The sequence below is a fragment of the Nisaea nitritireducens genome (assembly GCF_014904795.1).
GTDB lineage: Bacteria > Pseudomonadota > Alphaproteobacteria > Thalassobaculales > Thalassobaculaceae > Nisaea > Nisaea nitritireducens.
The window spans coordinates 1-13,744 of sequence record NZ_JACZFS010000061.1; the positions used below are offsets into that span (position 1 = coordinate 1).

13 protein-coding genes and 2 riboswitches are annotated in these 13,744 nt (G+C 64.1%); of the genes, 5 read left to right on the forward strand and 8 right to left on the reverse strand.

The window, feature by feature from the left end:
• Both gcvT and IG629_RS19270 read right to left on the reverse strand, forming a co-directional pair.
• Positions 1 to 914 (reverse strand): glycine cleavage system aminomethyltransferase GcvT (gene gcvT, locus IG629_RS19265; RefSeq protein ID WP_193173541.1); only part of this gene is annotated, 914 nt, incomplete at its 3' end.
• Positions 915 to 959: 45 nt separating this feature from the next.
• Positions 960 to 1,058, reverse strand: a riboswitch (glycine riboswitch).
• Positions 1,059 to 1,149: riboswitch (glycine riboswitch) on the reverse strand.
• Positions 1,150 to 1,230: 81 nt separating this feature from the next.
• A complete protein-coding gene (locus tag IG629_RS19270; protein WP_193173542.1) occupies positions 1,231 to 1,773 on the reverse strand; it encodes a hypothetical protein in 543 nt (180 codons plus the stop codon).
• 165 nt (positions 1,774 to 1,938) lie between these two features.
• Between IG629_RS19270 and ispH the strand changes: the two genes are divergently transcribed.
• The 4 genes from ispH to IG629_RS19290 are packed head-to-tail and all read left to right on the forward strand — an operon-like array spanning position 1,939 to position 5,489.
• Complete coding sequence (gene ispH / locus IG629_RS19275; protein WP_193173543.1) at positions 1,939 to 2,883, forward strand: 4-hydroxy-3-methylbut-2-enyl diphosphate reductase; 945 nt, start codon at positions 1,939 to 1,941, stop codon at positions 2,881 to 2,883.
• A gap of 4 nt (positions 2,884 to 2,887) precedes the next feature.
• Entirely contained in the window at positions 2,888 to 3,847 is a 960-nt protein-coding gene (locus IG629_RS19280; RefSeq protein WP_193173544.1) for a homoserine kinase, read from the forward strand.
• Positions 3,847 to 4,278 carry a ribonuclease HI gene (gene rnhA / locus IG629_RS19285; RefSeq protein ID WP_028466830.1) on the forward strand — a complete coding sequence of 144 codons (432 nt, stop codon included), beginning with the start codon at positions 3,847 to 3,849 and terminating at the stop codon, positions 4,276 to 4,278. The genes IG629_RS19280 and rnhA overlap by 1 nt, the downstream gene beginning before the upstream one ends.
• Positions 4,275 to 5,489 carry an MFS transporter gene (locus IG629_RS19290; protein ID WP_193173545.1) on the forward strand — a complete coding sequence of 405 codons (1,215 nt, stop codon included), beginning with the start codon at positions 4,275 to 4,277 and terminating at the stop codon, positions 5,487 to 5,489. Before rnhA ends, IG629_RS19290 begins: the two co-directional genes overlap by 4 nt.
• Here IG629_RS19290 and IG629_RS19295 read toward each other — a convergent pair.
• The 5 genes from IG629_RS19295 to IG629_RS19315 form a co-directional block, all read right to left on the reverse strand.
• Positions 5,486 to 5,902: an SRPBCC family protein gene (locus tag IG629_RS19295; protein ID WP_193173546.1), complete on the reverse strand. Its 417-nt coding sequence runs from the start codon at positions 5,900 to 5,902 to the stop codon at positions 5,486 to 5,488. The two genes, IG629_RS19290 and IG629_RS19295, sit on opposite strands and share 4 nt — an antisense overlap.
• An 81-nt stretch (positions 5,903 to 5,983) precedes the next feature.
• The gene (locus tag IG629_RS19300) at positions 5,984 to 6,763 is read right to left on the reverse strand and encodes an ABC transporter ATP-binding protein (RefSeq protein WP_319025130.1); all 780 of its coding nucleotides are present in this window, start codon (positions 6,761 to 6,763) and stop codon (positions 5,984 to 5,986) included.
• Positions 6,760 to 7,737: a FecCD family ABC transporter permease gene (locus IG629_RS19305; protein WP_193173547.1), complete on the reverse strand. Its 978-nt coding sequence runs from the start codon at positions 7,735 to 7,737 to the stop codon at positions 6,760 to 6,762. The genes IG629_RS19300 and IG629_RS19305 overlap by 4 nt, the downstream gene beginning before the upstream one ends.
• Positions 7,734 to 8,717: a FecCD family ABC transporter permease gene (locus IG629_RS19310; protein ID WP_193173548.1), complete on the reverse strand. Its 984-nt coding sequence runs from the start codon at positions 8,715 to 8,717 to the stop codon at positions 7,734 to 7,736. Before IG629_RS19310 ends, IG629_RS19305 begins: the two co-directional genes overlap by 4 nt.
• On the reverse strand, positions 8,714 to 9,775 hold the full coding sequence (locus IG629_RS19315) for an iron-siderophore ABC transporter substrate-binding protein (RefSeq protein WP_319025131.1): 1,062 nt from the start codon (positions 9,773 to 9,775) through the stop codon (positions 8,714 to 8,716). Before IG629_RS19315 ends, IG629_RS19310 begins: the two co-directional genes overlap by 4 nt.
• A gap of 295 nt (positions 9,776 to 10,070) precedes the next feature.
• Here IG629_RS19315 and IG629_RS19320 point away from each other — a divergent pair, with 295 nt between their 5' ends.
• Positions 10,071 to 12,485, forward strand: coding sequence for a GcvT family protein (locus IG629_RS19320; protein WP_193173549.1), 2,415 nt, complete (start codon positions 10,071 to 10,073; stop codon positions 12,483 to 12,485).
• A 126-nt stretch (positions 12,486 to 12,611) separates the two neighbouring features.
• Here IG629_RS19320 and IG629_RS19325 read toward each other — a convergent pair.
• The coding region (locus IG629_RS19325; RefSeq protein WP_319025132.1) for a calcium-binding protein at positions 12,612 to 13,744 on the reverse strand (1,133 nt) is incomplete at its 5' end.

The window sequence follows — 13,744 nt, forward strand, 5'->3', positions numbered from 1 at the left end:
CCGTCCGGCGCCTGAATCTCGGTGCCTTCGCGGGCGGGTGCGCGGCCGTCCGGCAGGATGCCGACTCGTTTACGCGGGGCGCCGTTCTTGATCTGGTCGAGAATGATATCCGCGCCGGGAAAGCCGCCTTCCTCCCGCCGGCGCTTGCCGATGGACCAGATGAGCGCAGCCTCGACCGGCGTCGTTGTCTCGTCGATATCGTGTCCGTACAAACAAAGTCCGGCTTCGAGGCGCAGGGAATCCCGGGCGCCAAGCCCGATGGCTTCCACGTCGTTCTGCGCCAGCAATTTGCGGGCAAGCGCGTCGGCCTGATCGGCGGGCACGGAAATCTCGTAACCGTCCTCGCCGGTATAGCCTGACCGGGTGACGAAGCAGGCTGCCCCGTCCACATCCATTTCGGCGCCGGTCATGAAGCTCAGCGTCGCGGCAGCCGGGGCGAGGGCGGACAGCGCCGCCTCGGCGCCGGGGCCCTGCAAGGCGATCAGCGCGCGGTCTTCCAGAACCGTGATTTCGGAGGAAAGGTGCGCCCGCATATGGGCGATATCGGCATCCTTGCAGGCCGCGTTGACGACGACCATCAGGCCGTCCTCGATCCGGCAGACCATCAGGTCATCCAGAATGCCGCCCTTGTCGTTCGTGAACATGCTGTAACGCATCTGGCCGATCGCGAGTCCGTCGAGATCGCCCGGCACCAGCCGTTCCAGGTCGCGTGCCGCGTCGGCACCGGTCAGCTTGACCTGGCCCATATGGGAGACGTCGAACAGCCCGGCCTTGGCGCGGGTGTGCAGGTGCTCGGCCTTGACGCCGGCGGGGTACTGGACAGGCATGTCATAGCCCGCGAACGGCACCATCTTGGCGCCGAGCTCGACATGCAGTCCGTGCAGGGGAGTCTTGAGAAGGGTTTGTTCCGTCATGGCACTCTCCGGTCAGCGTAAAGGCATCCCGGCGAAACGCCGGAACCTGCCCCCTCTGTCGCTAACCTGAGAGATTCACCCGGCGAACTCTGTGCCGGGCTTTCACCGTGGGTGAGGCGGTTTCCCGCCTGCTTTCCAGAAGTTCCTCGCCTCAAGGTCCTTTTGCCTGAGAGTTTCCGGGGGCGGTTGCTCCTTCGGCGCCGACCATGTGGCCGGTCTCTCCCTTGAGGGTCGTCGGTAGTGGCGAAACAATAGTCGCCGCCCAACAAAAAGAAAAGGGGCGTTGGCGATCAGGCGCCAATCGCCGTGCTGACCCCTAGCGCCGACGTGCCCGGTTGTAGGCGAGCTGTTCCTGCGTGAGCTGGAAGCCGATCAGCACCCGGTACCTGTTCAGGGTCTTCCGGTCCGCCGGATAGGGGATGGTCGGCTCGAATTCGTCCTTGATGGCGACGCGGCGCAGGTTGCCCTTGAAAGGCAGAATGTTGTCGAAGGTTTCCTTGGCGACGATCGCGCCGGTCTCGTCCGCGATGGCGAGGAAATAGGTCACCGCTGCCTGATTGTCCTTGTTGGCCGGCCCCCGCGAAGCAATGACCTGGAAGGCGATGTCCATCGCCAACTCGTCACTCTCGAAATTGCAGATCGCGCTGAGGCTGGTCAGTTGAGCGTCGAATCGGACATCGGTCAGATCACCGACAGCGCCGTCGCTGAACACCGTCACATGATCCAGGTCGCTGACGAAATTGGTCACCGGGCAGCCTGGCGGCGGGCCCTTGTCGCTGGAGCAGGCGGCCACGAACGCCAGCAGCACGAGCGGCAGCAGGGCGCGGGTCGGAAAGCGGAAACGCGATTGAGAAAACATGGCTCAGCTCTGCTAGGGTTCGGTCGGCGCACACACTACTCGCTCGAAGGCGCCCCCGCAATTGGCGAGGGCGGGCGTGTGAAATGGTGTCGCGGGCCCGCAAATGGGCACGGCACGCTTCTGTCTTCTATGGACAAGTTTTTACCGAGGGACTACATCGCGGGCATGAACAAAGCCGATCTCACCATTCTGTTGGCCACACCGCGCGGATTTTGCGCCGGGGTGGACCGTGCGATCCAGATCGTCGAGCGCAGCCTCGAGAAGTACGGCGCGCCGGTCTATGTCCGGCACGAAATCGTGCATAACCGCTATGTGGTCGAGGGCCTGGAAAAGAAGGGCGCGATTTTCGTCGAGGAGCTGGACCAGGTGCCGCTCGACGCGCCGGTGGTGTTCAGCGCGCACGGCGTGCCGAAATCGGTTCCGGCCGAGGCCGAGCGGCGCAACATGGTCTATCTCGACGCCACCTGCCCTTTGGTCAGCAAGGTGCATCTGGAAGCCGAGCGGCATCTGAAGCAGGGCCGCCATATCATCCTGATCGGCCATGCAGGGCACCCCGAAGTGGTCGGCACCATGGGGCAAGTGCCGGACGGCGCCATCACGCTTGTTGAAACACGCGCGGATGCCGAGACGGTCAGCTTCGAGGGCGATCCGGATCTTTCCTTCATCACCCAGACCACGCTTTCGGTGGACGACACGGCGGAGATTGTCTCGGTCCTGCAGAGTCGGTTCCCGGAGATGATCGGGCCGGCCAAGGAAGATATCTGCTACGCCACAACCAACCGGCAGGAAGCGGTAAAAGCCATCTCGGAGCGCTGTGACGGCATGGTCGTCATCGGCGCGCCTAACTCCTCGAATTCCAAGCGTCTGGTGGAGGTCGCCAAGGGGCGCGGCTGCGCCAGATCGCTGCTGATCCAGCGTGCCGCCGATATCGACTGGGACTGGATGGCCGATGTCTCCGTGCTCGGCATTACCGCCGGGGCCTCTGCGCCTGAGATCCTTGTCGACGAGGTGATCGAGGCCTGCCGGGCTCATCGCACCGTCACCATCGAAGAGGTGACGGTCGCCCGCGAGGACGTTCATTTCAAATTGCCCCGCGAGCTGGCGAGTTAAGTTCTTGGCCGTTTACACGTCTATTTCCGACGAGGACCTCGCGTCCTTTCTCGCCGATTACGATATCGGCGATCCTCTGTCCTTTTCAGGCATCGCCGAAGGGGTGGAGAATTCGAACTTCATGGTCCGGACCACGACCGGCACCTACATCCTGACGCTCTATGAAAAGCGGGTGAACCCTGACGATCTGCCGTTTTTCCTCAATTTGATGAACCATCTGGCGGGCAAGGGCTTGTCCTGCCCGCGTCCGGTTCCGAAAAAATCCGGCGAGACGCTGAGCAGCCTGAATGGCCGCCCGGCGGCGGTGGTGACCTTCCTCGACGGGATCTGGCACCGCAAGATCATGCCGGTGCATTGCCGGGCGCTCGGCACGGAAATGGCGCGGATGCACCAGATGGGCGCCGATTTCGAGATGGTCCGGGAGAACAGCCTTTCGGTGCGCTCCTGGCGGCCGTTGCTGGAATCCTGCGGGCCGCAGGCGGACAATGTGAAACCCGGTCTCTATGGGTTTCTCGACGAGGAAATCGGTTTCCTGGAGGAGAACTGGCCGACGGACCTGCCGAGAGGCGTGGTGCATGCCGATCTGTTCCAGGACAATGTCTTCTTTCTCGGCGACGAGTTGTCCGGCTTCATCGACTTCTATTTTGCCTGCACAGACATGCTGGCCTACGACCTTGCCATCTGCCTGAACGCCTGGTGTTTCGAGAGTGACGGCAGTTTCAATATCACCAAGGCGCGGTTGATGATCACGGCCTATGAGGAGGTTCGAGACCTCTCCGATGCGGAGCTTTCCGCCCTGCCGGTACTCGCGCGCGGCGCTGCCACCCGCTTTCTGCTGACCCGTCTGTATGACTGGTTGAACCACCCGGAAGGGGCGTTCGTGAAGCCGAAGGATCCGATGGAATATCATCGCAAGCTGAGCTTTCATCAGAGCGTCTCCTCCAGCGCGGGCTACGGCATCTGATGATGAAGAAACGGGTCGAGATTTATACTGACGGTGCCTGCAGCGGTAATCCCGGCCCCGGCGGCTGGGGGGCGATCCTGCGCTATGGCGATACCGAGAAAGAACTCTCCGGCGGCGATAAAGAGACCACCAACAACCGCATGGAGATGATGGCGGCGATCACATCGCTGGAAACCCTGACCCGGCCGATGCATGTGGATCTCTACACAGACAGCACCTATGTCCGCGACGGCATCACCAAGTGGATTCATGGCTGGAAGAAGCGGGGCTGGCGCACCGCCGACAAGAAGCCGGTGAAGAACATGGAGCTGTGGCAGCGCCTTGAGGCCGCCGTCGAGCGTCATGAGATCGAGTGGCACTGGGTCAAGGGCCATGCCGGCCATCCCGAGAACGAACGGGCGGACGAGCTGGCTCGACTGGCGATCCCGTGAGCGTCGGCGCCGTGGCGCCTGCTTCCGAGCGGACCCGCTGGGACATTGTCGCGCTCGCCGTTGGTGCGGGTGTCGTCGCCGCCCTTCAGGTCGGTAAAGTCCCCCCCGCCCTTCCGGCCTTGCGGGCCGATCTGGATCTCTCTCTGGTCGGTGGTGGTTGGCTCGCCTCCCTGCTGCATCTTTTCGCGGCCCTGTTCGCCATTCTCATCAGCATGGCCACGGACCGAACCGGCCCAGCCCGGCTGTTGGTCGCGGCGATGCTCGTCATCGCGGCTGGCTCGGCGCTCGGTGCAACTTCCGGCTCCACGTTCGCCTTGTTCGCCGGGCGGGCGCTGGAAAGTCTCGGCTTCGTTGCCACCTCGATTGCCGCGCCGACCCTGATCGTGGCCGCCGCCAGACCGATGCACCGCTCTCTGGCGCTCGGTTTCTGGTCCGCCTATTTCCCTATTGGCGCCGCGATCGCGATGGTTGCCGCGCCGATGCTGATGGCCGCCGCAGGATGGCGCGGGCTCTGGCTTGCGGATGCGGCCGTCTGTGTTCTCTTTGCCGGTATTCTGGCTGTTCTAACGACGCCTTCACGTTGGCCCGGTGTGCCCCGGCCCAGCCGGGAGCGCGGTTTCAGACAGGTGCTCGGGACATTGCGCCTGCCGGGGCCCTATCTGTTCTCAACCGCCTTCTTCCTTTATGCCTGCGCGATCTTCGCGCTGATGACCTGGATGCCGACCTTTCTGATCGAGCGGTTGGGCTATTCCCTCGAAGGTGCTGCCCTGATCGGCGCCGCAGTGGTGCTGGTCAACATTGTTGGAAATCTTGGCGCAGCCTGGCTGATGCACCGCCAGGTGCCGCGCTGGCTCATCATCGCCATCAGCTTTATCGGGATCATGGGGACGGCCTGGTTCGTCTTTGCCGGCGGTGCTCCGGACGGCCTCCGGGTGCCTGCTGCGATCGCCATGTCCTGCATCAGCGGTGTTCTGCCTGCCGCCTGCCTCGCCGGTGCGCCGTCGCATGCCCGGACCGCTTCCGAGGTTGCGACATGCAGCGGCGTGGTTGTGCATGGCTCCAATCTTGGCAACCTGCTGGCAGCCCCGATCTTCGCCACGGTGGTGACCTATTTTGGCGGCTGGTCGAACGGGCACCTGCCGATGATCGGTCTCGGTGTGGCTGGCCTCGTTCTGGTTTTCTGGATCAAGCTTGTGGACGGGAGCCGCTAGGCGGCGCCGAACCGTGCCACCAGTGCATCGAAGCCGCTCTTGTAGATGAACTGGATGATGCCGTTCGCCTTGGTCTCATTGCCTTCGTCCGGGGCGAAGGCGGAGCACCAGCGGACAACGCAACCGCCGTCTGTATCCTCGACCGACATCCAGGCCGAGTAATTTTCCAGCGGGAAGGGCTTGCCAAGGATGGCATAGCGTAGCCTGCGGCCGTCCTCGTCGCGTTCCAGCTGAACCTCGTCGAAGGTTGGCCCACCACTGCCGGATGTCAGACGCCGGATGCCGCCTTCGCCGATGGTTTCGCTTTTTTCGACGGCCGGGTGCCATTTGTCGAGATTGAGGAAGTCGCCGACGACTTCCCAGACCTCCGCGGCGGGTGCCGCCAGCTTCACGCTCATATCCACAGTTGCCATGTCCGCCTCCCTCAAGAACTGGAGATAGCAGAGTAATCCCAGATGCGGATAAGGCAAGGTTCCGGGGCAGCTTCCGGCATGTCAGCGCGGCACGATCATCGGTGTGCCGGTCACGGGGTCGGGCGTGACCATGGCTTCGAGGCCGAAGGCGTGTCGCAGATTATCCTCGCTCAGGACATCGTCCGGGGCTCCCGTTGCGACCAGCCCTGCTGGGCCGAGCAGAACAAGATGATCCGAATAGCGGGCCGCGAGGTTGAGATCGTGCAGTACGGTGATGACCGTGGTGCCGTCCCGCCGGTTGCGTTCCCGCAACAGGGTGAGGACTTCGAGCTGGTGGCGCAGGTCAAGCCATGTGGTCGGCTCGTCCAGCAGCAGGTAAGGCGTGTCCTGCGCCAGCACCAGGGCGATCCAGGCCCGCTGGCGCTGCCCGCCGGACAGCGTGTTGAGCGGGCGGTCCATCTGGTCGCCCAGACCGACATGCCGTAGGGCTGCGGTGCATTTCTCCAGATCCTGCGCGCTCCAGGCCGCCAGCAGCCCGCGCCACGGTGTCCGGCCGCGCTTGATCAGCTCCATGACAGTGATCCCGTCAGGCGCATTCGGCGCTTGTGGCAGGATCGCTAGACGCCGGGCCAGAGCCCGTGTGTCGAGCGAGAACACATCTTCTCCGTCCAGGGTGACGGTCCCCCGCGACGGACGGAGCAGTCTGGCAAGGGCGCGGAGCAGGGTGGATTTCCCACAGCCGTTCGGGCCGAGAATGGAGGTTACCTGCCTGTCCGGGAAGGCCATCGACAGGTCGTCGATCACGGCCCGGTCGCCATAGCCGAGGGTGAGCCCTTCGGTTTTCAGAACGATTTGCGTCACAGGTCCCCCGTCTCCATTTCCCGTACCAGAAGCCAGATCAGATAAGGCGCACCCAATATTCCCGTCATCACCCCGACCGGCAATTGCAGGCCGGGAATGGCCGCCCTTGCCGCCAGATCAGCCAGCACCGTGATGATGGCGCCTGCCGCCGCCGCCGAAGCCAGCCGGCCTGCGGGGTGCCTCGCGCCGGTCAGTCTTGCCCCCAGCGGGGCGGCCATCAGGGCGATGAAAGGAAGTGGGCCGGCTACGGCGACGCCGGTTGCGGCAAGCAGCACGCCGGTCAGGGCCAGCAGCCCGCGCGACCGGGAAATCCGTGTGCCCAGCCCGGCGGCGAGGTCGTCCCCCAACTCCAGCAGCGCAAGGGAACGGACCTGCAAGGCGAGGGCGAAAGTCAGGGCCGCGCCCAGGCCGAGAACCTGAAGCGCATGACCCCAGTTCCGGGCGGCAAGCGATCCCGTCAGCCAGCGCTGCGCCTCGGTGGCTTCCTGGTGCGGCAGACGGGTCATGATGAAACTGCTGGCAGCGGCGGCGAAGAAACCGACCCCGAGCCCGACGAGGATGAGTGTCAGGGGCGGCTGCGATCCGTTCCGGTCTGTTGCCAGCAAAATTACGGCGCCGGCTGCGACCAGCCCGCCGATGGCGGAGAATAAAGGGATGGGAAGGGCGATCCCGGCGGACACCCCCCAGATCGCCGCCAGCCCGGCACCGGAAGTGAAACCCATGACGTCCGGCGAGGCGAGGGGGTTGCGCAGCAGGATCTGGAAAATCGCACCGGACATGCCGAGCACAGCGCCCGCGCCGAGTGCCGTGCCGACGCCGGGGCCGCGCAGCACCCGAAGGAACAGCGCGCCGGGGCCGGACCCGTGCCAGAGCCCGTCCCACAGCGCGGCGGGGCCGATCATGACCTGACCGACAGAGAGACTCAGCAGTATCGCGAGCAGGAGAAGGGCGATGACGAGCAGCGTGCCTTTCATGTCAGCGCTCCGGGTCTCAGGCGTCTCGCGATCCAGATGAAGACCGGCGCCCCGATCAGGGCGGTCATGATGCCGACGCGGATTTCCGCCGGGGCAATCAGCAGGCGCCCGGCCGTATCCGCCAGCAACAGGATGGTGGCGCCAAACAGGGCGGAGATCATAATTTCGAAACGCAAGGTGTGGCCGCTGATGCGCCGTGCCAGCGGCGGTACCATCAGGCCGAGGAAGGCAATCGGACCGGCGATCGACACGGCGGCCCCCGTCAGCATGGTCACGACTGCGAGCGCGCCGAGCTGAATGCGCCCCGGCCGCGTGCCGAGGCCCTTGGCGAGCCCGGAGCCGAGAGCCAGAGCCTCCAGCCTGGGTGCCAGGAGCAGGGCCGACCCGGCACCGAGGGCGGCAATGGTGCTCATTTCCAGCAGCGGGCGCACATTGGCCTGGGCGAGCGATCCGGCGGCCCAGAAGCGGAAGACTTCCAGCGCTTCGGTCCGCGTCAGCACGATGGCGGAGACGAGCGACATCAGCAGTGCATTGAGGGCGATCCCGGCGAGCGTCAGCCGGACCGGACCGGTCTCGCCGCGCACCCCCCCGCCGATGGCGAAGACGCCGAGCGATGCCAGGGCCGCGCCGGGAAAGGACAGGGCGGCGATAAAACCGCCATCCGCCCGGCCAAGCAGGAAAGCGCCCAGAACGATGGTGAAGGCAGCGCCCGCATTGACGCCCATCAGGCCGGGATCGGCCAGCGGATTGCGGGTGAGCGATTGCATGATGGACCCGGCCATGCCGAGGCTCGCACCCGCTGCCAGTCCGGCGATCAGGCGCGGCAGACGGATATCCCGGACCACGATATGCAGCGGGTTTGTTTGATCGAACGCCGTAAGGGCATGCCAGATCTCCGGCACGGGAACGGAGCGCACACCGGCGGCGAGAGTCGCGATGGCGGCAAAAACCAGCAGCAGGACAGGAAAGGCGAATCTCACCGGGTCAGCCCGGCCTTGACGCTGGAAGGCACGGGCGTGTCCGTGCTGCCGTCGACGGCAAGGGCGATATCGTCTTCAAGGGCTTTCAGGGCAAAAGGCAGTGACAGCACGCTGCCGAAAGACAGGGCGCCGGCAATGAGCGGGCCGGCGAACACCTCGCGCCCCTGCCAGTGAGCGTTGAGAGTCTTGCGCATGGGCAGGGCGACAATATCCGGCGCCTTTTCGACGGAGGATATCCAGATCAGCAGATCGGCATCTAGCGGGGCCAGGTCCTCCGGTGACAGCCGGGCAAAGAACGAGTCCGGAGCGGACAGGCTGGCGATCGCTTCGGGCGCTGTAAATCCCAGCTCCTTCAGGAAGGTCGCCCGAGTATCGGTGCCGATAAACGCGCCGGTCTCCCCGCTATAGTGATAGGCGCAAACGGCAGTCTTTCCTTCCCACTCGGGGTGGGCTTGCCGGGCGCTCGTAAAGGCGCCTCTGGTTTCCGCGATCAATTGCTCCGCCTTGTCGGCCTTGCCTGTGGCCCGGCCGAGAATGCGTGTAACCACATCCCATGACGTGCCGTATGCGTCATTGCCTTCCGGCTGCATCAGCACCGGCGCTATTTGCGAGAGCAGATCGTATTCCGCCCGGGAAATACCGGAGCCGATACCGACGATCAAATCGGGTGCGAGCGAGGCGACGATTTCAACGGAGACTTCGCCGGAAATCAGTGTCGGTTTGCCGTCGCCGAGATACGGGGCCGCCCAGGGCCAGACGCCGTAAGGCAGGTTCCCGTACCATTCGCGGATTCCAACCGGCACGGTGCCGAGCGCCAGGAGAGGATCGTGTGTCGTATAGCCGAGAGAAACCACCCTCTTGGCCGGTTTCGGCAGAACGGTCTCGCCGAATGCATGCTTGAAGCGGAGTTCCTGTTCCGACGCGAAGGCGGGTGGGGTAAAGACTGGCGGCGCGGCGAGGCTTGTGAGGAGCAGCCCGCCGCCGGCCAACAGTGCGCGGCGGCTCGGCTGCATGCAGGACGGTGTCGCCGAATTGCTCTTCTTTCCCGCGTCTTCCACGTCTCGTCTCCTGCAGGCCCGGCCGGGCACCGGCATTGCCAAAGATAGCCAGGCACCGGCAACGCCAAAGATATGCGGCTGAAATCGTTCGATGATGCGCGTAGGTCTATGGAAAATGCGAATGCAAGTCAATTGCGTCCGGGGCCCGGCGCCGATCTCTTCACGCAATGCTCAATTTCCGACGAAACCGCCGCGCTCCATGTCGCCGCCCGGCGCGCTTCGTTTCGGCCGGCCTGATGCACTAGTGTCAGATTCAAGACCGCCGGGCGCGCCGGTGGCGAGGGGAGACATATCGATGAAATCGCATGCGCAAGTCGTTGTTATCGGCGGGGGCGTCGTTGGCTGCAGCGTTCTCTATCACCTGACAAAACTGGGCTGGAAAGACGTGGTCCTGGTGGAGCGCAGCGAGCTGACATCGGGCTCGACCTGGCACGCGGCGGGCGGCATGCATACGCTGAACAGCGACCCGAACGTCACCAAGCTGCAGAAATACACCATCGATCTCTACAAAGAGATCGAGGAGATTTCCGGCCAAGCGACCGGCGTGCATCTGTCCGGCGGGATCATGGCGGCGGGGACGCCCGAGCGGCTCGACTATCTGAAGACGATGGTCGCCAAGGGCAAATATATGGGTCTCGATATCGACTTTATCTCCCTCGACGAGGCGCAGCGCCTGCATCCGCTGGTCGATGCCAGTCATTTTACCGGCGCCGTCTACGACCCGAACGAGGGCCATGTCGATCCGTCCGGCGTAACCAACGCCTATGCCATCTCGGCCCGGAAGGGCGGGGCGGAAATCTATCGCCACACCAAGGTCGAGGAACTGGTGGCGGAAAAGGATGGCACCTGGTCCGTCGTCACCGACAAGGGCACGATCCGGTGCGAGAAGGTGGTGAATGCGGGCGGCCTCTGGGCCCGCGAGATCGGCCGCATGACCGGGCTGGAATTACCGGTGCTGGCGATGGAGCACCATTACCTGATCACCGAGCCGCTGGACGAGATCAAGGCGCTGGATGCCGAGCTGCCGCACCTGATCGACTTCGAAGCGGAGATCTATACCCGTCAGGAAGGCCAGGGATTCCTGCTTGGCACCTACGAGAAAGCTTGTGTCCCCTGGTCGCCGCACCAGACGCCATGGGATTTCGGGCACGAGCTGCTGCAGCCGGATCTCGACCGGATCGCGCCGTCCCTCGATATCGCCTACCAGCACTTCCCCTTCCTGGCGAATGCCGGTGTGAAGTCGATGATCAACGGGCCGTTCACCTTCGCGCCGGACGGCAATCCGCTGGTCGGCCCGGTGCCGGGCTTGCAGAACATGTATCTCGCCTGCGGTGTGATGGCCGGGTTCAGCCAGGGCGGTGGCGTCGGCCTCGCGCTGGCGCAATGGATGATCGAGGGCGAGCCGGACATGGATATCTACGCCATGGATTGCGCCCGCTTCGGCTCCTACGCGACCAAGGGCTATACTTACGAGAAGGTGAAGGAAAACTACTCCCGCCGCTTCTCTATCACTTTCCCGAACGAAGAGCTGCCGGCGGGCCGTCCGTTGCGCAAAACCGCGATCTATGACCGGTTGGCGGCGCAGAATGCCGTGTTCGGTGCGTCTTACGGGCTGGAACACGCGCTCTGGTTCGCGCCGGAAGGCATGGAGCCGGTGGAGAACGTGACCTTCGGCCGTTCCAACGCTTTCGGCCCCGTGGCCGAAGAGTGCAAAGCCGTGCGCACCGGCGTCGGCATGATCGAGATTTCCAGCTTCGCCAAATACGAGGTGACGGGCGAGGGGGCGGAAGCCTGGCTGTCGGAGCTGATGGCCAACAAGATGCCGCGCACCGGCCGCATGGTGCTGACCCCGATGCTCAATCGTCAGGGCAAGATCATCGGCGATTTCACCATCGCCAAGCTGGCGGAGGACCGGTTCATGATCTTTGGCTCCGGCATCGCGGAAATGTTCCATCTGCGCTGGTTCTGGGATCACCTGCCGGAGAGCGGTGTCGAGATCCGCAGCCGCTGTCAGGAACTTGTCGGGCTTTCCATCGCCGGGCCGAAATCGGCTGAGCTGCTGGCCAAGCTGACGCATGAGGATGTGTCGACCGAGGCGATGCCTTTCATGTCCTTCCGGGAGATGGACCTTGGCATGCTCCATGCCATGGTTGGCCGGGTCTCCTTTACCGGCGAGCGCGGTTACGAGATCTGGGTGAAGCCGGATTACCTGATCACGCTCTACGACATGCTGGTCGAGGCCGGTGCGGAATTCGGGCTGAAGCATTTCGGCGGAAGGGCGCTCAATTCCCTGCGCCTGGAAAAGAGCTTTGGCGGCTTCCGGGCCGAATTCACGCCGGACTATTCGCCCTTCGAAGCCGGGCTGGACCGCTTCGTTGATATGTCGAAGAACAGCTTCATCGGCCGCGATGCGCTGGTCGCGGAGAATGAGGTCGGCGGCACCTACCGGCTAATCACGCTGACCATCGATGTCGAGGATATCGACCCGATTGCGGACGAGCCGATCTTCCATGACGGCAAGGCCATCGGCTGGGTGACGTCCGGCGGCTTCGGTCACTCGACGGGCAAGAGCATCGCCATCGGGTACGTGCCGAAGGAGTATGCCGCCACGTCTGACGGGTTCGAGGTCGAGATTCTCGGCAAGATCCTGAAGGCACATCGCGTCAGCGCACCGCTGCACGATCCGAAGGGCGCTCTGATGCGGGGGTAGTACTCCCTCTCATTCGTCATCCCGGCCCCCGAGCCGGGACCGTTTTGATCGCAGGATCCGCGTCTTTTCGGGAGATCCCGGGTCAGGCCCGGGATGACGGTTTTTATGGGATGACGGTTTGGGAAACTACCCCAGATCCCATCCGGTCGCGGTCGCGAGGTCGGTTTTCGCGATGCCGATGATGGTCACGGTGCCGCCGTCGGAGAATGTGACGACAGTGTTGCCGGCCTCTTCGACGCTGCCGCTCACGCCGAGCCCATCCGCGAGGGTCAGTGTGTCGGTCCCTGCCTGGAAGTCGGTCACCTGATCGTTGCCGCCATCGAAGTTGAAGACGAAGATGTCCGCTCCCAAGCCGCCGGTGAGCGTATCGTCTCCCTTGTCGCCCGCCAGATAGTCGTTGCCGCTGCCCCCATCGAGCCGGTCGTTGCCCTCGCCGCCATAGAGCGTGTCCAAACCGTTGCCGCCCAAAAGAACGTCGGAGCCCTCGTCGCCGAAAATGCGGTCGTCGCCATCTACGCCCAAGAGGATGTCGTTGCCCTCGCCGCCAAAGAGCGTGTCCATGCCGCCGTCGCCCAGGAGGATGTCCCTGTCTTGGCCGCCATAGAGCACATCGTCGTCCTCGCCCGCCCAAAGCACGTCGTTGCCCTCGTCTCCATACAGCACGTCGCTGCCGCTCCCGGCTGAGAGAATATCCCGGTCCTCGCCGCCGGAGAGAGTGTCCTTGCCGTCGCCACCGAAAAGGGTGTCGGAACCCTGGTTGCCATAGACCAGATCGCCGCCACCGTCACCGTAGAGGATGTCCTCGCCCTGACCGCCATAGAGCACATCCTCGTTCTCGCCTCCCCAAAGCGCGTCGTTGCCCTTGTTGCCATACAGTACATCGTTGCCATTTCCGCCCTGGACAATGTCCAGGTCCTGGCCGCCAAAAAGCGTGTCCATGCCGTCGCCGCCCAAAAGGGAGTCCGAGCCCTGGTTGCCATAGACAAGATCCTCGCCGGAGCCGGAGACGACCGTGTCCGCGCCGCCGCCGGCGGCAATCGTGTCGTTGCCTGTGCTCAGCAAGATACGCTGGGCTGCATCGTCTCCGACGATATAGCTGGAGCCGCCGGCGCCGTTGACAGTGGCGTTACCGAGGATGGCGGCGAAGTCGATGTGGTTGAGCTGCAAAGTCGAGCCGGTTGTCAGGCCGGACGTGTCGATTACAAGGGCCTCGGGGCCGCCAGAGGAGGTGCCGGTAAAGTGGACGGTCTGCTCGCTGC